The 20,390-nt window shown below is 55.5% G+C and carries 17 protein-coding genes; 9 read left to right on the forward strand and 8 right to left on the reverse strand.

All coding sequences use genetic code 11. From position 1 onward, the window contains the following. Nucleotides 1–189: 189 nt before the first annotated feature. Nucleotides 190–717 carry a hypothetical protein gene (locus tag ACK1VC_RS03130; protein WP_012269855.1) on the forward strand — a complete coding sequence of 176 codons (528 nt, stop codon included), beginning with the start codon at nt 190–192 and terminating at the stop codon, nt 715–717. 101 nt (nt 718–818) lie between these two features. On the opposite strand, the gene ACK1VC_RS03135 is transcribed toward ACK1VC_RS03130, so the two are convergent. The 3 genes from ACK1VC_RS03135 to ACK1VC_RS03145 all read right to left on the reverse strand — a co-directional run bounded on the left by ACK1VC_RS03135 (nt 819) and on the right by ACK1VC_RS03145 (nt 3,767). Continuing rightward, on the reverse strand, nt 819–1,142 hold the full coding sequence (locus tag ACK1VC_RS03135; RefSeq protein ID WP_010951457.1) for a hypothetical protein: 324 nt from the start codon (nt 1,140–1,142) through the stop codon (nt 819–821). Nucleotides 1,143–1,259: 117 nt separating this feature from the next. Beyond that, nucleotides 1,260–1,934, reverse strand: coding sequence for a heavy metal response regulator transcription factor (locus ACK1VC_RS03140; RefSeq protein ID WP_003253420.1), 675 nt, complete (start codon nt 1,932–1,934; stop codon nt 1,260–1,262). Nucleotides 1,935–2,423: 489 nt separating this feature from the next. Further along, a complete protein-coding gene (locus tag ACK1VC_RS03145; RefSeq protein ID WP_003253422.1) occupies nt 2,424–3,767 on the reverse strand; it encodes an OprD family porin in 1,344 nt (447 codons plus the stop codon). Nucleotides 3,768–4,170: 403 nt separating this feature from the next. Between ACK1VC_RS03145 and ACK1VC_RS03150 the strand changes: the two genes are divergently transcribed. The 5 genes from ACK1VC_RS03150 to ACK1VC_RS03170 all read left to right on the forward strand — a co-directional run bounded on the left by ACK1VC_RS03150 (nt 4,171) and on the right by ACK1VC_RS03170 (nt 12,633). Further along, entirely contained in the window at nt 4,171–5,442 is a 1,272-nt protein-coding gene (locus ACK1VC_RS03150) for a TolC family protein (RefSeq protein WP_010951456.1), read from the forward strand. Nucleotides 5,443–5,510: 68 nt separating this feature from the next. Beyond that, on the forward strand, nt 5,511–6,761 hold the full coding sequence (locus ACK1VC_RS03155) for an efflux RND transporter periplasmic adaptor subunit (protein ID WP_012269854.1): 1,251 nt from the start codon (nt 5,511–5,513) through the stop codon (nt 6,759–6,761). Between the two features lie 24 nt (nt 6,762–6,785). Next, entirely contained in the window at nt 6,786–9,947 is a 3,162-nt protein-coding gene (locus ACK1VC_RS03160) for a CusA/CzcA family heavy metal efflux RND transporter (RefSeq protein ID WP_010951454.1), read from the forward strand. Between the two features lie 162 nt (nt 9,948–10,109). Then, nucleotides 10,110–10,433 (forward strand): DUF2790 domain-containing protein, encoded by a 324-nt coding sequence (locus tag ACK1VC_RS03165; RefSeq protein ID WP_003253432.1) that lies wholly within the window; start codon nt 10,110–10,112, stop codon nt 10,431–10,433. A 202-nt stretch (nt 10,434–10,635) separates the two neighbouring features. Continuing rightward, entirely contained in the window at nt 10,636–12,633 is a 1,998-nt protein-coding gene (locus ACK1VC_RS03170; RefSeq protein ID WP_449117847.1) for a heavy metal translocating P-type ATPase, read from the forward strand. A gap of 92 nt (nt 12,634–12,725) precedes the next feature. Here the strand turns inward: ACK1VC_RS03170 and ACK1VC_RS03175 are convergent, their stop codons facing one another. The 4 genes from ACK1VC_RS03175 to ACK1VC_RS03190 form a co-directional block, all read right to left on the reverse strand. After that, a complete protein-coding gene (locus tag ACK1VC_RS03175) occupies nt 12,726–12,950 on the reverse strand; it encodes a hypothetical protein (protein WP_010951451.1) in 225 nt (74 codons plus the stop codon). A 127-nt stretch (nt 12,951–13,077) separates the two neighbouring features. Continuing rightward, entirely contained in the window at nt 13,078–14,103 is a 1,026-nt protein-coding gene (locus ACK1VC_RS03180; RefSeq protein WP_011953109.1) for a hypothetical protein, read from the reverse strand. A 298-nt stretch (nt 14,104–14,401) separates the two neighbouring features. Then, nucleotides 14,402–15,709 (reverse strand): OprO/OprP family phosphate-selective porin, encoded by a 1,308-nt coding sequence (locus ACK1VC_RS03185; protein ID WP_009395904.1) that lies wholly within the window; start codon nt 15,707–15,709, stop codon nt 14,402–14,404. Between the two features lie 210 nt (nt 15,710–15,919). Next, on the reverse strand, nt 15,920–16,888 hold the full coding sequence (locus tag ACK1VC_RS03190; RefSeq protein WP_011953108.1) for a LysR family transcriptional regulator: 969 nt from the start codon (nt 16,886–16,888) through the stop codon (nt 15,920–15,922). Nucleotides 16,889–17,145: 257 nt separating this feature from the next. Between ACK1VC_RS03190 and ACK1VC_RS03195 the strand changes: the two genes are divergently transcribed. Genes ACK1VC_RS03195 through ACK1VC_RS03205 form a run of 3 tightly spaced genes read left to right on the forward strand, consistent with a single transcriptional unit; the run spans nt 17,146 to nt 19,962 of the window. Beyond that, nucleotides 17,146–17,565, forward strand: a complete 420-nt coding sequence (locus tag ACK1VC_RS03195; RefSeq protein WP_010951446.1) for a GtrA family protein — start codon at nt 17,146–17,148, stop codon at nt 17,563–17,565. After that, entirely contained in the window at nt 17,531–18,514 is a 984-nt protein-coding gene (locus tag ACK1VC_RS03200) for a glycosyltransferase family 2 protein (protein ID WP_010951445.1), read from the forward strand. The genes ACK1VC_RS03195 and ACK1VC_RS03200 overlap by 35 nt, the downstream gene beginning before the upstream one ends. After that, nucleotides 18,508–19,962: a phospholipid carrier-dependent glycosyltransferase gene (locus ACK1VC_RS03205; RefSeq protein ID WP_010951444.1), complete on the forward strand. Its 1,455-nt coding sequence runs from the start codon at nt 18,508–18,510 to the stop codon at nt 19,960–19,962. The genes ACK1VC_RS03200 and ACK1VC_RS03205 overlap by 7 nt, the downstream gene beginning before the upstream one ends. Before the next feature lie 82 nt (nt 19,963–20,044). Here the strand turns inward: ACK1VC_RS03205 and ACK1VC_RS03210 are convergent, their stop codons facing one another. Next, nucleotides 20,045–20,266 (reverse strand): hypothetical protein, encoded by a 222-nt coding sequence (locus tag ACK1VC_RS03210; protein WP_010951443.1) that lies wholly within the window; start codon nt 20,264–20,266, stop codon nt 20,045–20,047. Between the last annotated feature and the right edge of the window lie 124 nt (nt 20,267–20,390).

A 20,390-nucleotide genomic window follows, 5' to 3' on the forward strand; every position in this document is an offset into this window, starting at 1 on the left:
CGGCGGCGGGGTGGCCGCATCGTTGCCACGCAGGTAGATGAGAATTTCTCAGCAAGCTACCCAGCCAGGGGAAGGACATGAGATCCCCTGCGCAATTCAGGACCGTTGAAGCGTCACCTCTCTTCGGGTAAAAGCATGACCGTCATACAACGCTACAACAGCGTCATACCCGAGAGCATAGGAAGAAAAATGTCGATCCAAGGACTAAAACGATACTTTGGAAACAAGATTCACGCAGTGATAATGATGGCCCCGCTTAAGCGGGAAATGATACGCCTCGGCATATGCACCCTTATGGCGATTATTCTGAATATCATCTTGTATACCGGCGTTGAAGTAGACGGCACCATCAAGCCGTGGGCAGAAACCCCGATAAAACTGTTTGCATCGTCGATGTTATTCGCCTTCATGATCAAGGCTTTTCTGCCAGTTCTCGGCTGGACGATACTGAAAGCAATGCTGTTGAGTGCGAACAATGCCTTCAGCGGCATACTGAGTTTTTTGGGCAATCAGTTCACAGGCGTCATGTACTGTACCGGAATTATTATGGGTTCTATCACGATTAAATTGTATATGGTTTCCGGGGTTTTAGACTCTGAGTTTGCTTATCTGTCCGCAATCGTATTTGCTTCCGGGGTTTTATATTTCTATGTGCTGCAATGCGCCATTCAAAAAACAATGAGTCCGGCCCTGCGTACACCAGCAGTACCGCGTTAAACCACTAGGCTGTGACTATTCATCTCTGGTGCTCAGTAGGCGCTCGCTCTGCTGAACCCTCACCCATACACAACCATTAATGGACTGGCCCGCCTTCGACTTTATGAAGAAGGCGAGCGAGCACGTGACTGATTGCGCATGTATTCCGAGATGAGACTTTCGAAATTGATGTCCGCCTCCTCAACGAGAATATTGACGTGACAGTACAGCTCTTCAGGACCTCTGAGATAATTGAAAATCCTTGATCTAACGATGCCGCAAACCCCTTCTTTGACCGCCGTAGAGGGGAGGTTGATAACATCGCCAACGCACGGGATAAGAGCTAGGCCATGGTCGCTGTTGAAGACAATGTCAGCTGGACAGGCATCAATGCTGGCATCGGATTGTCCTTGCGAAACCTGCTGATAATCAATGCTATACCTCATGTACAGCCTACCTCATTTGTTGAGTGAGGAATCAGCGCCGCGGATCGTAAACAGAAACCTCAAGTTCGCAAGCGACGGGAGCATGTAGCGGATTTTCGGTACTAGAGAGCTTGGCAACTATCGTTTTTCAAGCACATACCCTACGCCCCGAAGCGTATGTATCAGTTTGGTCTCGAAAGGGTCATCTATCTTGGCTCTGAGTCTTCGAATCGACACCTCTACAACGTTTGTGTCGCAGTCAAAATTCATATCCCAAACCTGCGAAATAATTTGGGTGCGGCTCAGCACCACACCGGTATTACGCATCAGGTAATGCAGTAACGCGAATTCTTTCGTGGTCAGGTCAATGCGCTGACCGTCCCTGAATGCCCTGTGCCGGCTCTGATCAAGCTCCAGGTCAGCGACGCGAATGACCTCTACGGATGCAGGGTGATCTGACCTGCGCATCAAGGCGCGAACCCGGGCCAGCAGCTCAGGGAACTCAAATGGCTTGATCAGGTAGTCATCTGCTCCGTTCTCCAGCCCCCGGACCTTATCCGCCAGCCGGCTTCTCGCCGTCAGCATCATGATACGGGAAGGGCAGTTTTTACGACGCAACAACTCAAGGACCTGCCAACCGTCCATCTCTGGCAGATTTATATCCAGGATAATCAGCTCATATTCGTGCTGCTTAGCCAAGAATAATCCATCTGACCCGGTGTGGACGCAATCTACGACATAGCCACATTCCGTCAGACCTTGACGCACATACTCCGCAGTTTTTACTTCATCCTCAATTACCAGAATTCGCATGGGATTTTGTCTCGATATCACTGAGCAATTAACCGCGCACGCGCGCCGGCATTATTGAAAGGGATGGTAAATCAAAATGAGCGTGCCGGGGCTCAAATGACGGATTTGTAATTTCTAGGTAATACAGTTGATAGTCTGGCGGTATATCTTGTCGCGGTTTGGGTTTGACAGTTGCGGGCCCTCTCTCCAGCAGGTGATTTGACCTTATGAAGTATTGGGTTATTTTCTTCTTTGTGCTGGCTTCGTTCCGCTCAGATGACGGCGAGGTCGCTCACATTGAAGAGACTGGTCATTGGTGTAGTCATGAACTTCACCGGCATGCGATGCGTACAATCGAACGCCTACTTGAATTTTAGGCAAAAAAAAGGCGCCCAATGGGCGCCAAATATCCACCTTTTACCAAAGGAGCACTTAAGCCACTCAAGGTGAATGCGTAATGCTCGTTTTACTAACAGGACCCGCCAATGGATAACTGGCCCAGTTAGCGAATTACAGAATCGAAAGCGGGTACTCGATGATTACACGAGTTTCATCCAGATCCGATTCGAAAGCAGTGGCACGCGTGGTTGCCTGGCGCAACCGGAAGGACAGATCTTTTGCCGGACCGGTTTGGACAACGTATTTGACTTCGACGTCACGCTCCCAACGCTTCTGATTGTCGAGCGGGTTGCCGTTGTCGTCGGTGCGCATGTAGAACTGGTTAGCGTTCGAGTAATCCGCACCCGAGCCTCTGGCGTAGCGCGTCATGAACGTCAGGCCTGGAATGCCGTAGCTGGTGAAGTTCAGGTCATAGCGCAGCATCCAGGAACGCTCTTTCGGCGAGTTGAAGTCGCTGTACTGGATGGAGTTGTCGACGAAAATCGAGTCCGACTGACGCAGGTAGTCGAAATCGTCGTCGCCGTTGTTGCGCTGATGCGACAGGGCCAGGGTGTGGGCACCGTAACGCACACCGACCTTGGCACTCCAGATGTTGTTGTCGAATTCACCCAGGCGCTTCTTACCTTCATCTACGGCTTTGTAGTAGTTGAAGCCACCGATCAGCGCCAGATCGTCGCTCAGCGGGTAAACCACGCTTGTGCCGGCGTAGTACTGATTCCAGACGTCTTTCAGCTGGCTGGCGTAGACGCTCACAGTCCAGTTGTCGTTGATCGAGTAGTCACCGCCACCGTAACCGATCCATGGCGAGTTGACCGGGCCGCCGTAGAACGTCACGAAGTTGTCGTTCAGGTTGCTTGAGACCGGCTGGCTCATCGCATGCAGACGACCACCCTGGAGGGTAAGGCCCTGGATGCTGGTGTTCTCAACGGTCACACCGCGGAAACTCTCTGGCAGCAGGCGAGAGTCACCCGATGCGACGACCGGGGTCGATGGGAAGACATCACCCACTTTCACGATGGTATCGAACAAGCGGACTTTGGCTGCGCCGCCGACCTTGGTGTATTCGTCGCGAGCTTCACCCTTGTTATCAACGGGCAGCACGTCGAAGGAGCTACGGCCGCCGTTGCGCCCATCACCGGTGTCGAGCTTGAGGCCGATCATGGCAAAGGCATCAACGCCAAAGCCAACGGTACCTTGGGTAAACCCGGAGTTGAATTTGCTGATGATCGCGTGCGCCCAGGCTTCGGAGTAGCCGTTCGTATTGCCCTTGCCACTGTTGTAAGTGGGGGCGGTGCTGTCGCGGTTATCACGGTTGAAGTAGAAGTTACGGTTCAACACTGTAAGGCTGCTGCCTTCAATGAAGCCTTCTGGCTTGTCTTCAGCTTGTGCCGAAATAGCATAGCTTCCAGACAGCGCAGAAACTGCCGCCAAATACAGTGGTACTTTGATTTTCATCCGATGCTCCTTTGATTCACGGCAGTTTTTATTATGTTTACCGGCGCGGGTGTCGTTAATTGTTCTGACCAGGCGGCGCGCCTAGCGTAGCGCGAGCTCATATTTGCAGGCCGAAGATAACGGGGGGGTGATAGGAAAATTACAATTTCGTCATCTACCTGTTGTTCGGGCCTTCGCACCGCGTGTTTGCCATCTCCGTTGCTTGTAACGAAATCATCGTGTCGGGTTTGGTTTCCCAGTATTTTCGGGCATTACAGGACATTCTTACGGAATTGTAATTTTCTAGCCACCCCTCTGATAGCTACCGCTCATTAGAGTGCCATCACCTAATCAAGTGGGGCTTGGCAGCTGTTTCGGCGTTCTCGCCAAGCTTTATCGAAGTTTGTGCACGAGGACCATCAAAGTGCCCCGGTATAACCGCAATGTCTTACCCAAGACCCCCGTCTCGCCCTGGAAGATCGCTGCACTCTGTGCAGTCATCTCTGGGTTGATGGCGCCTGCAGCCCTTGCCCAAAGCATCAGCTTGCCCCAGGCGCTTTCGACGGCCATGGATGCCAACCCAGACCTGGCCGCGGCCAGGCAAGAAATTGGGATCGCTGATGGTGCTCGCAAGCAGGCCGGGCTTATCCCCAACCCCACAATCTCGTATGACGTGGAAGACACCCGTCGTAACACCAGCCAGACGACTGTCTCTCTCAGCCAGACCCTTGAGCTGGGCGGTAAGCGGGGGGCTCGTGTTGACGTCGCCACATACGGGCAGACCGCCGCACAGCTTGAGTTAGACCGTCGCGTTAACGGCCTGCGTGCAGATGTCGTCCAAGCCTTTTACGCCGCGTTGCGGGCCCAGACAGGTCTCGACCTGGCCAAGCAATCTCTCGAACTGACTGAGCGCGGTCTTCGCATCGTCGATGGCCGTGTTCGCGCAGGTAAGTCGTCCCCAGTGGAGGCGACCCGCGCTCAAGTGCAACTGGCCGAAGCCCAGCTGCAAGTTCGACGTGCAGAAACGGAAAAAGCGACCGCTTACCAACAGCTCGCTCAAATTACCGGGAGCTCAGTCACCGTGTTTGATCGACTCGAATCGCCAACCCTCTCCCCGGGCTTGCCACCTCGCACTGAAGATCTGCTGGCTAAGCTCGACCAAACAGCAGAAATGCGTCAGGCCGTGGTGCAGATAGACAAGAGCGATGCCTCGCTCGGCTCAGAGAAAGCTCAGCGTATCCCGAACCTTACTGTCAGTGTAGGTAGCCAGTACGACCGCTCTGTGCGCGAGCGGGTCAACACTGTGGGCCTGTCTATGCCTTTGCCGCTGTTCGATCGTAACCAGGGCAACATTCTTTCCGCTTCTCGTCGTGCAGATCAGGCCCGGGACCAGCGCAATGCTGTTGAGCTGCGCCTGCGCACCGAAACCCAAACCGCGTTGAACCAATGGTCCACCGCCATGCAGGAGGTCGAGTCCTACGACAAGACCATTCTGCCTTCAGCCCAACAAGCCGTAGAGACCGCAACCCGCGGCTTCGAGATGGGCAAATTCGGTTTCATCGAAGTGCTGGATGCCCAGCGCACCTTGATCGTCGCTCGTGGCCAATACCTCGAATCGTTGGCAGCGGCGACCAATGCGCGTGCGCAGGTGGAAAGGGTTTATGGCGAAGTCGGCTCAACCGCCGGCACTCGCTGAACGGGCCAAACATTTTCTTCGGCACACAGCCTTGAACAAGCCGGTGCCTACGATCAGCAGGAGTAGCAATGGATAACAAACGCAAGATCGCCCTCGCGGTAGCCGCTGTGGCAGCCCTCGGATTTGGCAGCCTTGCCTGGAACAACAGTTCCGGACAGCAGGCCGCCAGTACTGCCGAGCATGGCGCTAACGATGGCCATGGCGACGAAAAGAAAGCCGCATCTGCCGCCAAAGAGGAAGGTGATGAGGGCCATGGTGAAGAAGGCCACAGCGAAGAGGGCGGTGAAGAAGAGGGCAAGCTGACGCTCAGCGCTGAACAGATCAAGGCCGCTGGTGTTGCCCTGGAAGCTGCAGCGCCTCGTGACCTCGGTACCGTCGTGAGCTTCCCTGGCGAAATTCGCTTCGACGAAGATCGTACTGCCCACGTGGTTCCTCGTGTTCCTGGCGTTGTTGAGGCTGTCCAGGCCAACCTGGGCGAGACGGTCAAGAAAGGGCAAGTCCTCGCGGTAATCGCCAGCCAGCAGATCTCTGACCTGCGCAGCGAACAACAGGCCGCACAGCGTCGCGTCGAACTGGCGCGTGTGACCTTCGAACGTGAGAAGCAACTGTGGCAGGACAAGATCTCTGCAGAGCAAGACTACCTCCAAGCACGCCAAGCGCTGCAAGAAGCGGAGATCTCCTTGGCCAACGCCAAGCAGAAGGTCGGCGCAATCGGTGCCTCGGTTAACTCCGTTGGCGGTAATCGTTACGAGCTCCGCGCTCCCTTCGACGCCGTGGTAGTGGAGAAACACCTGACCGTCGGCGAAGTCGTCAGCGAGGCGACCAACGCCTTCATCCTTTCCGACCTGAATCAGGTCTGGGCGACCTTCGCAGTTCCGCCGACAGATCTGGGCAAGGTCACGACTGGCCGTGCAGTGAAAGTCTCTTCGCCTGACATGAACGTCGAGGTCGAAGGGAAGGTGGGTTATGTCGGCAGCCTGCTGGGCGAGCAAAACCGTGCAGCTACTGTCCGCGTCACCTTGACCAACCCCAACGGCGCCTGGCGTCCAGGCCTGTTCGTAAACATTGCGGTCACCTTCCAGACCGATCGAGTTGCCGTAGCGGTCCCTGAGCACGCTGTGCAGACCGTTGAAGACAAACCTTCGGTATTCGTACGCACCCCAGATGGCTTTGACACCCGCCCGGTAAAACTGGGTCGCCGCGACAATGGGTACGTGGAAATCATCGACGGTATTGAAGCCGGCGCCCAGGTAGCAACCAGTGGCAGCTTCACACTCAAGTCCGAGCTCGGCAAAGCTTCTGCCGAACACGGTCACTGATGCGAACTGACAGGATGATTTCTCATGTTTGAACGTATCATCAGATTCGCCATCGAGCAGCGCATCGTAGTAATGATCGCCGTTCTGATCATGGCGGGTATCGGTATCTACAGCTATCAAAAGCTGCCCATCGATGCGGTACCCGATATCACCAACGTCCAGGTGCAGATCAACACTGCAGCGCCTGGTTACTCGCCCTTGGAAACCGAACAACGGATCACGTTTCCAGTTGAAACGGCCATGGCCGGTCTCCCGGGCCTTCAGCAGACCCGTTCCCTGTCTCGCTCTGGCCTGTCTCAGGTCACCGTGATCTTCAAGGATGGCACTGACATCTTCTTTGCCCGCCAGTTGATCAACGAGCGGCTGCAGGTTGCGAAGGAACAGCTGCCAGAAGGTGTAGAGGCCGTCATGGGTCCGGTATCTACCGGCCTCGGCGAGATCTTCCTGTGGACTGTTGAAGCCGAAGATGGCGCGGTCAAAGAGGACGGTACGCCGTACACCCCGACCGACCTGCGCGTGATCCAGGACTGGATCATCAAGCCTCAGCTGCGTAACGTCCCGGGTGTGGCCGAGATCAATACCATCGGCGGTTATGCCAAGCAGTTCCTGGTTGCGCCGGATCCAAAGCGCCTGGCTACCTACAAGCTGACACTCAATGACCTGGTCGCAGCGTTGGAAAGTAACAACGCCAACGTCGGTGCCGGCTACATCGAGCGTAATGGTGAACAGTTGCTCATCCGTGCACCGGGTCAGGTAGGCAATATCGAAGACATCGCCAACATCGTGATCACCAGTGTGGATGGTGCACCGATTCGCATCAGCAGCGTTGCTGACGTCAGCATCGGTAAAGAGCTCCGTACAGGTGCTGCTACTGAGAACGGCCGCGAAGTCGTGCTCGGTACCGTGTTCATGCTGATTGGTGAAAACAGCCGCACCGTATCTCAAGCTGTCGCCGCCAAATTGGCGGACATCAACCGCACCCTGCCAAAGGGCGTGGTGGCTGTGACTGTTTACGACCGTACCAACCTGGTTGAAAAAGCCATCGCGACGGTGAAGAAGAACCTGGTGGAAGGCGCGATCCTGGTTATCGCCATTCTGTTCCTGTTCCTCGGCAACATCCGTGCGGCTCTGATCACCGCGATGGTGATTCCGCTGTCCATGCTGTTCACCTTCACAGGCATGTTCAACAACAAGGTCAGTGCCAACTTAATGAGTTTGGGGGCACTCGACTTCGGCATCATCGTCGACGGTGCCGTGGTTATTGTAGAAAACGCGATCCGTCGACTGGCTCATGCGCAACATAAGCATGGCCGCATGCTCACCAAAACCGAACGCTTCCACGAGGTCTTTGCCGCGGCGCGAGAAGCTCGCCGGCCGCTGATCTTCGGTCAGCTGATCATCATGGTGGTGTACCTGCCGATCTTCGCCCTCACCGGCGTCGAAGGCAAAATGTTCCACCCGATGGCCTTCACCGTTGTGATGGCGCTGCTGGGTGCAATGGTCCTGTCCGTTACCTTTGTTCCTGCAGCTATTGCCATGTTCGTCACTGGCAAGGTGAAGGAAGAGGAAGGCGTGGTCATGCGCACAGCTCGACTGCGCTATGAACCGGTTCTGCAATGGGTGCTGGGACATCGGAACATCGCTTTCTCGGCCGCAGTAGCCTTGGTCGTGCTCAGTGGTTTGCTGGCAAGTCGTATGGGTAGCGAGTTCATCCCAAGCCTCAGTGAGGGTGACTTTGCGATGCAGGCCATGCGTGTGCCTGGAACGAGCCTCACTCAATCTGTCGAGATGCAGCAGCGTCTGGAGAAAGCGGTGATTGCGCAGGTGCCTGAAGTTGAGCGGATGTTCGCACGCTCGGGTACCGCAGAAATTGCATCTGACCCGATGCCGCCGAACGCCTCTGACGCCTACATCATGCTCAAGCCTCAGGATCAGTGGCCTAACCCGAAGAAGCCTCGTGATGAGCTGATTGCTGAAGTGCAGAAGGCCGCAGCGGGTGTTCCAGGAAGCAACTACGAGTTGTCGCAGCCAATCCAACTGCGTTTCAACGAGCTGATTTCGGGCGTGCGTAGTGACGTCGCTGTGAAAGTCTTCGGCGATGACATGGACGTGCTCAACAACACCGCCAACAAGATCGCGGCAGCGCTCAAAGCGGTCCCGGGCTCATCGGAAGTGAAAGTTGAGCAGACATCCGGCCTGCCGGTGCTGACCATCAACATTGACCGCGAAAAAGCAGCACGCTACGGCCTGAACATCGCGGATGTTCAGAACTCGATCGCTATCGCCGTGGGTGGCCGTCAGGCCGGCACGCTGTATGAGGGCGACCGTCGGTTCGACATGGTAGTACGCCTACCAGAGACCGTTCGCACCGACGTAGCGGGTATGTCCAGCTTGCTGATCCCGGTACCTGCCAATGCGGCACAGGGTGCCAATCAGATCGGCTTCATCCCGCTGTCCCAGGTCGCCAATCTGGACCTGCAACTGGGCCCGAACCAAATCAGCCGCGAGAACGGCAAACGTCTGGTTATCGTCAGCGCCAACGTTCGAGGCCGCGATCTGGGGTCCTTCGTTGAGGAGGCGACCGCATCGCTGGACAAGAAGGTGCAAATCCCTGCGGGCTACTGGACGACTTGGGGGGGCCAGTTCGAGCAGCTGCAGTCGGCTGCCAAACGCCTGCAGATCGTTGTTCCAGTCGCCTTGCTGCTGGTCATGACCTTGTTGTTCCTGATGTTCAACAACCTGAAGGACGGCATGCTGGTCTTCACCGGTATTCCATTCGCACTCACCGGTGGTGTTGTGGCGTTGTGGCTGCGGGACATCCCACTGTCGATCTCGGCAGGTGTCGGCTTCATTGCACTGTCCGGCGTTGCAGTACTGAACGGCCTGGTGATGATTGCCTTCATCCGCGGGCTAAGGGAGGAGGGACGAACGCTCAGACAGGCAGTCGATGAAGGTGCATTGACCCGTCTGCGACCTGTTCTGATGACAGCCTTGGTAGCGTCCCTGGGCTTCATCCCGATGGCTTTGGCCACCGGCACCGGTGCCGAAGTTCAGCGGCCATTGGCGACGGTGGTGATTGGCGGGATCCTGTCCTCCACCGCACTGACCTTGCTGGTACTGCCTGCCCTGTATCACTGGGCACACCGCAAGGATGAAGACGGCGACGAGGCCGAAGTGGTTAGCTAACAGCCTCCGCTAAAGAGAAGCCCACAACACGTGTTGTGGGCTTTTTTGTTTAAAGTGAAGTAGATGCACTTACCTTTCAAAATTGTAAGTTTCTCGTCATGCCGGTGATGCCTATGCATTGCTAAGGTTACGCCCGAGAAGTTTTGAAATTGAGAGGGTTTTATGAAAAAGCTAATTATCGCTGCTGCACTTGTTGTTTTCTCGGTGGCTTCGCAGGCCAACACTTTCTCCGAGAGCAAGCAGCTTCAATACACCAAGGAACACCAGACCGCAGTGGCCAAGTACGCGGAGAAAAATGGCAAGCCAATGCCAGAGATTCAGGATTACAAATATGGCATGAAGATAGACGTTGCGAAATTCGTACGTCAGTCGCAGGACCCCCGTACCTGCCAGGTCTATCCACGGTTGATGACCTTCGAGGACTCCCAGGGCACGCTCAAGACTGTTCGTTACTCGATGTATTCGCAATGCATCAACAACAAGTAGTAAACGATTTGAACAGAACAATTAGAGAATTCATAAATGCCAGGCAGTGCCTGGCATTTTTTATTACGCCCGATACCCCATAGCTTCGAAATGTTAACGCCTGGGCTCGGGCAAACCGTGCAATAGATCTTAGCCAACCAACAGAGACGGCTCCCCAACTGCAGAGGGCAATTGGAAGCCTTGACCCCAGAAGGGACGAGTTATGAAGAGTTTGCTTGAACGCCCTGATGACCAAGCCGGGCATGAAGGTCATAGCCATGAGCATGGCGGCATTTTTGGAATGAACACAGAGCTGATTTTCGCGCTGATCTGTGGTGCTCTCCTGGGTGCCGGAGCTCTCGCAGGAAAACTTGGCCTGATTGATCGTCTGCCTCTGATTCTGTACGTGTCGGCCTACGTGTTCGGTGGATGGTTCACCACTAAGGAAGCGGTTACCAACATCCGTCAGAAACGCTTCGAGATCGACTCGCTGATGCTTCTCGCCGCAGTCGGTGCCGCGAGCATCGGCGCCTGGGCGGAGGGGGCTCTGCTGCTGTTCCTGTTCAGTCTGGGGCATTCCCTTGAAAGCTACGCGATGGGGCGGGCCAAGAAAGCGATTGAGGCACTGTCCAAGCTCGCACCAGCCACCGCGATCGTACGCAGAGCAAATGGCACGGTGGAGATGCCCGTGGAGCTGCTGGTTCCCGGTGACGTTGTCATCGTGCGCCCCAATGACCGCCTGCCGGCCGATGGTTTTGTAGTCGTAGGCTCCTCAAGTATCAACCAGGCGCCAGTAACCGGTGAGAGCGTCCCCGTGGACAAGCAACCTGTTCCTGATGCCGAACTCGCACGCAGCAAGCCAGATGCAGTGGATGCAGCCTCGAAAGTCTTCGCCGGTACCATCAATGGCGAAACGCTCATCGAGGTTGAGGTAACCCGGCGCTCTACGGAGAGTACCTTGGCGCGGGTCATCAAGATGGTCAGTGAAGCCGAAGTCAGGAAGTCACCGACCCAGCGATTCACGGACCGCTTCCAACGCATATTCGTCCCGATGGTTTTACTGCTGGTAGTCGGGCTGCTATTTGCCGGCATTTTCCTTGACGAGCCGTTCCGTGACTCGTTCTACCGGGCGATGGCCGTACTGGTTGCAGCCAGCCCCTGCGCGCTCGCGATCGCTACACCAAGCGCCATTCTCTCTGGCATCGCCAGGGCAGCCCGAGGTGGCGTGCTGATCAAGGGCGGTGCGCCACTTGAAGAGCTTGGATCATTGAATGCCATGGCATTCGACAAGACCGGTACCCTGACCGAAGGGCGCCCACGTATCACCGATGTAATACCCATAGGCGGCACGCAGATCGAGGATCTGCTAAACGTCGCCATCGCTGTGGAGTCGATGAGCGACCATCCGCTGGCTGCGGCAATTGTGCGTGACGGTGAAGAGATGATTGGCACACGGCGCCGATTCCAAGCCAAGAACATGAGCAACATGATTGGCCGCGGCGTGCGTGCTGAGCTTGATGGGCAGTTCGTCTGGATTGGCAAGGTCGAGATGTTCGGTACCAATGGTATTCCCGCACTCAGCAAGGCAGCCCTGGAGGCTGCGGAGCGTCTACGTCAGTCAGGCCGTACCACCATGGTGGTACGGCGTGCTGACAAGGATCTGGGCGCTATCGGGCTATTGGACACACCCCGGGAGGGGGCCAAAGAGGCACTCCAGAAGCTTAGAGAGATGGGCATCGAACGCATGGTCATGATTTCTGGAGACCACAACCGCGTTGCAGAGGCTGTAGCCAAACAAGTTGGCTTAGATGAAGCGTGGGGAGACCTGATGCCGGAAGACAAGGTCAAGGCCATCAAAAACCTGCGCCTTAGCGCCAAGGTGGCCATGGTGGGTGACGGCGTCAATGATGCCCCTGCCATGGCCAGTTCGAGCGTTGGTATCGCAATGGGGGCTGCTGGATCTGATGTTGCCCTGGAAACGGCTGATATCGCGCTTATGGCTGACGACATCAGGCAACTCCCATTTGCGGTGGGGCTGAGCCGTCACACGCGATCGATCATCCACCAGAATCTGTTCGTCAGCTTGGGGATTGTGGCCATCCTGGTTCCGTCCACCATCATGGGCTTGAGCATTGGTGCCGCTGTTGCGATCCATGAGGGCTCCACACTGTTGGTCGTCTTCAACGCCTTGCGCCTGTTGGCCTACCGCAGAAGCACCTGATCCCTGAGCTTCAATCATGAAGCTAAGCAGGGAAATGACCTGAAGTAGAAGTACGGGTCGTGCGCGATCAGCGCACGACCCGTACTTTTCTCTCACTCGTCGATCCCGATGCGCTTGAGGCTTTCAAGGGCCTTTCCGCACTCAGGTGAGCCATGCCGTAAGCCGCAGGCCAATGCAGCTTTGAGGCTCATGACACCGGCTACGAAACCGACTTGATTGCCGACTCCGTGTCCGTCCGCAAATCCCTGATCATACGCAATCTCGACAAGCGCATTGATCGCCGCCAGGGTGTCCTGTTTGTTTTTACTCTTTTGCATATCTACTCCGCGAGCATTCAGCTCATATCGCTCGGTTAGGTGGCGGCGCCTTCAGGTTTGGGGTGAGCGAATCCCGCTCCCATAGCCAATCCCTAACGGGGGGCTCAGCCCGCCACCGTAAGGAAAATCAGCTATTGAGAGCAGATGACTCGTTTTGGTCACCCGTGCTGCTCGCCTCACCGCATTGGCACTGAGTGGGTACATCCGGGTAGTCGCTGTGATTCTCAATGAACAGCGTTCGGCAGGTTTCGCACCCATAGATCCGGGGCAGGGATTTAAGGCCGCTCGGAAGCACGTCACTCAGAGGCTCGTTATGCCAAGGAGCCCCGTCAAGGATTCTTGAACGCAGGATGTTTCCCAGGCGCCAGGTGTCACTTTGTGCGCGCCAGGACCACATCGGCGCAGAAAGCGAATACTGGATGAAGGTCTCTTGTGACTGCCTGGATAGCGGGTACTTGGGGCGGGTCCAGCCGGAATCGATGATGCTGAACCCCATGCCCATTTCTGCGCTCGGGTGGGTCTTTTCACCAAAGAAACGGTCATGCGTCGCTGGAGCCGTCGCATGATGGTCAGTCGGTGGGAATACCCACAGATAACACTCATCCCGGTTGACCATGCTGATGAGCTCGCTTGGCCCCCGCATGGGGGAATTTGCAGCCAGGGCGAAGCGATCCTTCCACGACATTTTGGGAGGCGGCGCAATACCAGCAGCGATGGCCAACGTGGCAGTCTTGGGGACGAAGCGATCGCCTAGCTCGTTCAGATCCAGGTTCTTGCAGAGAGCCTTGAAGGCCTTTTTGCGAGTCTTCGAGCTGAAGGAGGGGTCAAGGAGCAGGCGAACCTGGTTCACGCCGATTCCCGCAGTTCGTAGCACCTCAATGACTTCTTCAGCCACACCGACTGCTTGAAGATCGGTCAATCCTAAGCACGTTTTCGCCCGCTCGACCGCCGCGTAGAGGTTGTACTGCCGTGTCTCGTTGTCACGACAGACCTGAATTGGCAGCTTGTCTTGGATGGCAACTTGCGGTGCAACGGAGCCGATGGCCGCGTGGAACAGCTGGTGGAGGTGCAGATGAGAGTACGGGCGGCCAGAAGCCGAGAACGAGGCGTGCAGCTGAGCAGCGAGAGGTTGAAGCAGCTTTTTTGCAGACATGACTATCCCCTAATGAGCGACGTTGGGGTAGCTGCGCTTGTAGGGCCGTTAGACGCGAAGCTGGACGTCGAATCAGGTTCAATCATGAATAGGAGTCAGGTTTGATTTGCTTGCACGGCCACCATGCAAAGCCCGACGCGGCAATCACATCAGATTCGCCGAGCTTTGGCAAGAGCGGTCATCGGTAAGCGAAAGCAGGTAGGAGGAGGGCGCTCCATGCTTGATCACCTCCAGAAACAGGAAAGCCGGAAGCACGTTGAGCGCTTCCGGCTTTCTCACGTCAGACTGATGAGAGGGATCAGAAGACGTATTGCAGGCGGGTCACGATGGCATTGCCGCTGTCGTCGCCCACGGTGTTCTCGTTGTTGTCGGTGCGCACGTTGATGTAGTTGGCACTGACTTTCACCGCCTCGTTGACGTACCAGTTCACACCCACCGTGTGGCTCTTGGCCTTGCGCTCGTTCGATTGGTCCGCCGCGGTGACCAGGTTGCCGTCTTCGACCTTGATATCGTCAAAGCGGTAGAAGACTTCCCAGGCCCCCAGTTCCTTGTTCTCTGGTTTGATAGTGTCGAACTTGGCACCATCGAGCTTGTAGATACGCGGCTCGCCGGTCAGGGTGTAAGCCATCTGGGCGTAGTAACCGGAGGCCTTCATGTCGTTGTTGGCCTGGTCAGCTTTCAGCTTGCGGCGAAGGTATTCCGCTTGAACCGAGAACGGGCCGGTGGCCCAGGCACCTTCGAGACCCCAGACCGAGTCGTCCTTCCACAGGCCATCTTGTGCAGCAGCACCGCCAAACAGCATGCGGTTGCCGTTGGTGCCGGCATCGCCGCCGCCATTGGTATCTACACCGCGGACGCCCAGACGCGAACGAATCCGGGTATCGACCGCACTGTTTTTGAGGTCGCGGTAAGCGTACTGAGCACCGACGTGCAGGACGTTGCCATCACTGTGCAGCGGTGCGAACACGCCACGTACGTTGTAGCGCTTGGTGCTGTCGCCATCCGAGTTGTTATTGGTTTCGCTGAAAACGCTACCGGAAACATAAGCCATGTCAGCGATGGTGCTGGTGGCTTGAACACCCATGCCGGCGTTGTCGTTGATCCAGTCCGCCAGGTCGTACGAGAGGTTCCGCTCCATGGCGGTGGTCCACTTCGAACTGGTGGCTTTCTCAAGACCGAAGTCGGTGTAGAAACGGCCAAAGCGCAGTTGCACCGGCTTGAAACCCGTGTAGGTCAGGCTGGCTTCGTCGAAGTAGCCGTCGGAGTCGTTGCCCGTGTTGCGGGAAAGGTCGTAGTTGAGCTGATACTTCCAGTCGCGGTACAGCACGCCACCGAGCTCAAGGTAGGCGCGACGGAAGTAGCCTGCGTCAGCGGTATCGCCATTCTTGGTGAAGACACCATCGAAACGGCCGTAGTCGGCCTGAACTCGGCCGCCCAGTTTGAAACTGAATTCCTTGTCAGAAGTCGATACTTCAAGACCGCCCTTGGTCTTCAGAACGATGTCAGCTCCGTCAGTGGTTACTGTTCCGGAGAATGCTTGCGAGGAAAATGTGCCTATTATTGCGGCAGCCAACAGCTTTTCCCGCATGTTCGAAGAACGGATCATTGCTTGCCTCTCGTATGTTAAGTGCTTAGCTACCGACGTTATATTTCGCCCTGCGCCGGCCTAAATTTATCTTGCAGATGGGAGCAGGCCACGGTTGTCACCCGCTGTAACAAGATGCCTTTGTTCTAAGCACTCTGACTAGGTTGCAAGCGAATATGACAGTTGTGTTTCTGTAGTGTTAACGGAGGAGTTTGAAACCTAACAAAACTGTTACCGAACAAGCCAGTCCTTCTTATCAAAAAAGCTCTTCTTGATCAATCTTCGAATTTCCAAAACCTGCGGATTGCGGACAAGCTTCGTTTTGATAACAAGATAGACATCTTTCTCCTCCAGGTCGTCCAGGAAACCCGGCACGGGTAGGATATTTCTCTCCAGTTTTCGGCTGTAGTCGGGCAGCACTCCAATACACGCACCGCCAACGACAAGGCCTCGTGATAGGTTGTAGCTCTTGACCCGAGTGGTACCGCCCTGATGCTCAGCCATTATCGATGCCCACTTTCGTGAGCCCGCCAAGATCTCTTCATCCCAAGGGACAACGAGCATGAAGTTGTGCAAATCCAAGCTCTCCACTGGAAGGGTGACGCTTCTTGAATAGCGGCTGGAAATGAACAGGGCGTGCCCAATCCGGCCAAGCCTTTCAAACCTATACGTAGGATGGCGATCAAGCGCGCCTTTATCATCTGGGCTCACCAAAGCGATACCCACATCGACTTCACACTCAGAAAGCATCTGCGTTGTGCATTCTGAATGGATTTCCAGCTGCATTTCGGCATGATCACGCACGTAGGCGACTAGATCGCGGTTTACGATGTCGTTCAGCACTGGCTCTGTGATCGCGATGGTAAGCCTGGGGACTTCCTTTTCACCGGACTTGCCAAGGCCGTCTGGGCCGAAGAGCTGGCACAGGTAATGGCTGACCCTCTCGCCTGTGCGGGTCAGGGCAAGCTTGTTGTGTTTGTAGACAAACACGGGAGCACCAATGTGCTCTTCCAGTTTCTCCAAGCGTTTCCGCAGGCCTACCACTGGCACATTGAGCCCTCGGGCAGCCTGTTTGAAACTGGCACAACGTGCTGTTGCGAAAAACTCTACGGCCAGCTGATCATCAATTGGCAAATCATCCAATATGTCAGGGCTGTAAGGAACAACGCTGCTTGTATATGTTTCATTTTGTGTAACCATTAGGTCCCCCTTAATTCGGGGAATCTATCTCAATGCCACCCGGTGTTTCCTTATCTTGTCAACATTGTAATCCACGGGTCATGCATGCGTTATCGGAAGGCTTTTATTTCGAAAGCGTAATTTTCAGGCAATCCCTCTGATATTGTAGCGTGCTAGCCTAGTGCGCCGACTTGTTACTTACCATATATAGATTCGGCTAATTACGCATTTACATTTAGTTCACTATTTTTTCACCTTTGCCTCCATAGGCTTTGGGCATGGAAAATCAAACCCCACCTCTTACTACCTTACTGATTCGTTATCTGGGGATCGGCTTCATAGCAACGGGAGTCCATTATGCGGTGTTCCTATTGCTGGTTACGACAGAATTCGTTACTCCGTTACTGGCCAGTATCTGTGGCGGCATGGTTGGCGCAATCGCGAGCTTCATTGGAAATAGGGCGCTCTGTTTTGTGGCAGATGGCTCTCGTAAGTTTCAGCCTGTCAGGTTTGCACTGGTCGCGTTAACCACAAACTTCGGCAATGGCGTGGGTATGTGGTTCCTCATCAAGTCGAATCTGTCACCGCTCATCTCCCAAGTCGTAGTGACCTTAAGCCTCACTGCACTTGGATTCATTGCACATCGTTTTTGGACATTCAATCATGCAGACATTACATCGCTTTCCCGAGCGCCCTGATCCCTTGTTAACCATCGTGGTCCCTTGCTTCCAGGAAGAGGAAACCATCCCCGAGTTCCACCAGCGAATCACCCGCGTGGTGAAGCGCTTACCCGTCTCCTGCGAAATCCTCTATGTCGACGACGGCAGTAATGACCGGACGGCCGACATTCTTCGCCACTATCAGGATGGGTCATCTGTACGTTGCCTGTCCCTGAGTCGCAACTTCGGCAAAGAGGCTGCACTGAGCGCCGGGATAGACCATGCCCGTGGCAGTGCGCTGATCTTCATTGATGTCGACCTGCAGGATCCACCAGAGCTCATCGCGGCCATGGTGGACTACTGGCAACGCGGCTACGACGTGGTGAACATGCAGCGCAACCTGAGAATCGGTGATTCGTGGTTCAAGCGCATGAGTGCCCGGGCTTACTACTGGGTCATGCAGCGCCTGGTGGAGAAGGTGGACATGCCGGCCGATGTCAGCGATTTCCGATTGATTGGGCCTGCGCCGCTGGCAGCCCTGCGGGCCCTGGATGAACGCTCCAGGATTCTCAAAGGCATGATCGGCTGGGTAGGCTTTCGTACCATCGAACTCCCCTACAATCGCACTGTTCGCCATGCCGGGAGCACCAAATGGAATGCAGCTGGCCTGTTCAATCTGGCCATCGAGAGCATCGTCAGCTTCTCTCGCAAACCACTGCGCATTTTCAGCCTCATCAGTTTCGGTCTTTTCGTCTCCAGCATCTGCTACATGCTTGCGTCGCTTGTGGCAGGCAGTTTCGACATCCATCACCTGATCGTCGGAATGGCTTCATTCATGTGCGTCGGTGTCGCCATGGTGGGGGAGTACCTGGGCGTGACACTCGCGGAAGTGAAGCGCCGGCCTCTCTATTTCCTGAAGCACAGCAACAAGGCAGATCCCGTGTCACTCCACCCTTCGATGGCTTCGATCGAGGGTAAGAAATGCTGAACCTGAAGAACGAGAGGACGCTGTGGTGGGTCCTGGGTTCGATTTTGCTATTGCGTTTGGTGGGGCTGGGCATCTACCCGCTGATGGACACATCTGAGGCCCGTTACGCTGAAATGGCTCGCAAGATGGTCGAGTTGAATGACTGGATCACGCCCATGTTCGACTACGGGGTACCGTTCTGGGGCAAGCCTCCGTTGTCCTTCTGGACCCAGGCCGCGAGCATGACGGTCTTCGGCGTTAACGAGTTCGCTGCGCGCTTCCCAGCGTGGCTACTCCACCTGGCAAGCTGTTTCATCATCATCAAACTCGGCACGCAGCAGATTTCTCGTAACGCCGGCATCTGGGCTGCCATTATTTTTTCCAGCACCACACTTGGCCTGGTCTCCAGCGGTGTTGTGCTGACTGACCCTGTTTTGTCGTTCTCGATTCTGCTGGCCAGCTACGGTTTCTGGCGTTGGATGAAGTGCGCCAGCAAGGCGGATGCCTACCTGATGTTCGCAGGTCTCGGGCTGGGCTTGCTTGCCAAAGGGCCGCTGACCCTGGTGCTTATGGGGGCGCCGGCATTCGCCTGGTTCGTTATCTACAAGGAATGGGGACGGGTACTGAGGCTTCCCTGGATTAGCGGCCTTGTACTCATGTTCGGTATATCCGTGCCATGGTATGTCGCGGCCGAGATGAAAACGCCCGGCTTCATGGAGTACTTCTTCGTTGGTGAGCACTGGAGCCGCTACGTCGTCAGTAACTGGGCAGGGGACCTCTATGGTAGTGCTCATGCCAAGCCGTACGGCAGCATCTGGATCCAGCTCGGATTGTCGCTACTGCCATGGGCCTTGTTTCTACCACTGTTGATCCGCAAGCGTGGATCGATGCAGCGCTTCAAAGCCTACCTCTGGCTGTGGGCCTTGGCGACACCGGTCTTCTTCACATTTGCAGGCAACATTCTGTGGACCTACCTGCTACCCGCGCTGCCAGCGTGGGCATTGCTGCTGTCTGCACGGGTCAGCGAAGTTGGCCCGAAGACCACCTGGGCTGCCGCTGCGAGCGCATTGGTGTTGCCAATCATCGGTGCGGGCATCATCTACGCCGGGGTACTAGAGGAGCGCCCTCAGAATCAGCGGGATGTGGTTCAAGCCTGGCTCAATGTGCAGTCTGCTCATTCCGCTCCCCTGATCTATCCTGGCCGCCGCTCATACTCGTCGGAGTTTTACAGCAGCGGGAAGTCCGAGAACATCAAGGATCCTGCCAAGTGGCCGCGGGATGGCTCGTTCTATCTGTCCAGGCGCTTGCGAGACAGCAAGGATGGTCTGCCCGCTGATCTAGCTTGCACATCGATCACCGAAGCGAACGCCAGCCAGCTCCTGCTGTGCCATTGGAAACGCCCCGCACAAGGTGCCGAGGGTCTGGCCGGAGAAAGCAATGCGGAAACGCCTCGCAAGAACGAAGGCTAAATTCCAAGCACAAAAAAGCCAGGTTTTACCCTGGCTTTTTTGTCGATTTCTTTCGTCATTTGAAGTCCTATTTAACCGCCGATTAATTGTCGGCTTGTTCCTTACCATCCTTGCTTTCTTTCTTTTGCTCTTGAGCGACTTGTTGTTTGTTCTGGTCCGAAGAGTCATCGCTCCATAGGCGAGCCTGTTCGGTTCGGAAGTTCTCGTTGAACTGTTTCGTTCGCTCGAAGCCGCCTTCAGCGTAAGCGGTACCCATGAGACCCAGCAGCAGGCTGCCAATAGCGATAGATTTGACAAATTTCATTGTGAACCTCGGTTCATACTAGGCCAACCTGATTAGCGGCCTTTGTTGGTTTGTAGTTTAGGAACGCGAAGCTAACGACAAGGTGAGTCAATAATTACAATTCCGTAATTTTGGCTGCAGATAG

Source organism: Pseudomonas sp. XP2 (assembly GCF_053557975.1).

What these genes read in the sequence shown, in the direction of transcription:
- ACK1VC_RS03130 (WP_012269855.1), top strand. Translation starts at nt 190, where the DNA reads ATGTCGATCCAAGGACTAAAACGATACTTTGGAAACAAGATTCACGCA.
- ACK1VC_RS03135 (WP_010951457.1), bottom strand. Translation starts at nt 1,142, where the DNA reads ATGAGGTATAGCATTGATTATCAGCAGGTTTCGCAAGGACAATCCGAT.
- ACK1VC_RS03140 (WP_003253420.1), bottom strand. Translation starts at nt 1,934, where the DNA reads ATGCGAATTCTGGTAATTGAGGATGAAGTAAAAACTGCGGAGTATGTG.
- ACK1VC_RS03145 (WP_003253422.1), bottom strand. Translation starts at nt 3,767, where the DNA reads ATGAAAATCAAAGTACCACTGTATTTGGCGGCAGTTTCTGCGCTGTCT.
- ACK1VC_RS03155 (WP_012269854.1), top strand. Translation starts at nt 5,511, where the DNA reads ATGGATAACAAACGCAAGATCGCCCTCGCGGTAGCCGCTGTGGCAGCC.
- ACK1VC_RS03160 (WP_010951454.1), top strand. Translation starts at nt 6,786, where the DNA reads ATGTTTGAACGTATCATCAGATTCGCCATCGAGCAGCGCATCGTAGTA.
- ACK1VC_RS03165 (WP_003253432.1), top strand. Translation starts at nt 10,110, where the DNA reads ATGAAAAAGCTAATTATCGCTGCTGCACTTGTTGTTTTCTCGGTGGCT.
- ACK1VC_RS03170 (WP_449117847.1), top strand. Translation starts at nt 10,636, where the DNA reads ATGAAGAGTTTGCTTGAACGCCCTGATGACCAAGCCGGGCATGAAGGT.
- ACK1VC_RS03175 (WP_010951451.1), bottom strand. Translation starts at nt 12,950, where the DNA reads ATGCAAAAGAGTAAAAACAAACAGGACACCCTGGCGGCGATCAATGCG.
- ACK1VC_RS03180 (WP_011953109.1), bottom strand. Translation starts at nt 14,103, where the DNA reads ATGTCTGCAAAAAAGCTGCTTCAACCTCTCGCTGCTCAGCTGCACGCC.
- ACK1VC_RS03185 (WP_009395904.1), bottom strand. Translation starts at nt 15,709, where the DNA reads ATGATCCGTTCTTCGAACATGCGGGAAAAGCTGTTGGCTGCCGCAATA.
- ACK1VC_RS03190 (WP_011953108.1), bottom strand. Translation starts at nt 16,888, where the DNA reads ATGGTTACACAAAATGAAACATATACAAGCAGCGTTGTTCCTTACAGC.
- ACK1VC_RS03195 (WP_010951446.1), top strand. Translation starts at nt 17,146, where the DNA reads ATGGAAAATCAAACCCCACCTCTTACTACCTTACTGATTCGTTATCTG.
- ACK1VC_RS03200 (WP_010951445.1), top strand. Translation starts at nt 17,531, where the DNA reads ATGCAGACATTACATCGCTTTCCCGAGCGCCCTGATCCCTTGTTAACC.
- ACK1VC_RS03205 (WP_010951444.1), top strand. Translation starts at nt 18,508, where the DNA reads ATGCTGAACCTGAAGAACGAGAGGACGCTGTGGTGGGTCCTGGGTTCG.
- ACK1VC_RS03210 (WP_010951443.1), bottom strand. Translation starts at nt 20,266, where the DNA reads ATGAAATTTGTCAAATCTATCGCTATTGGCAGCCTGCTGCTGGGTCTC.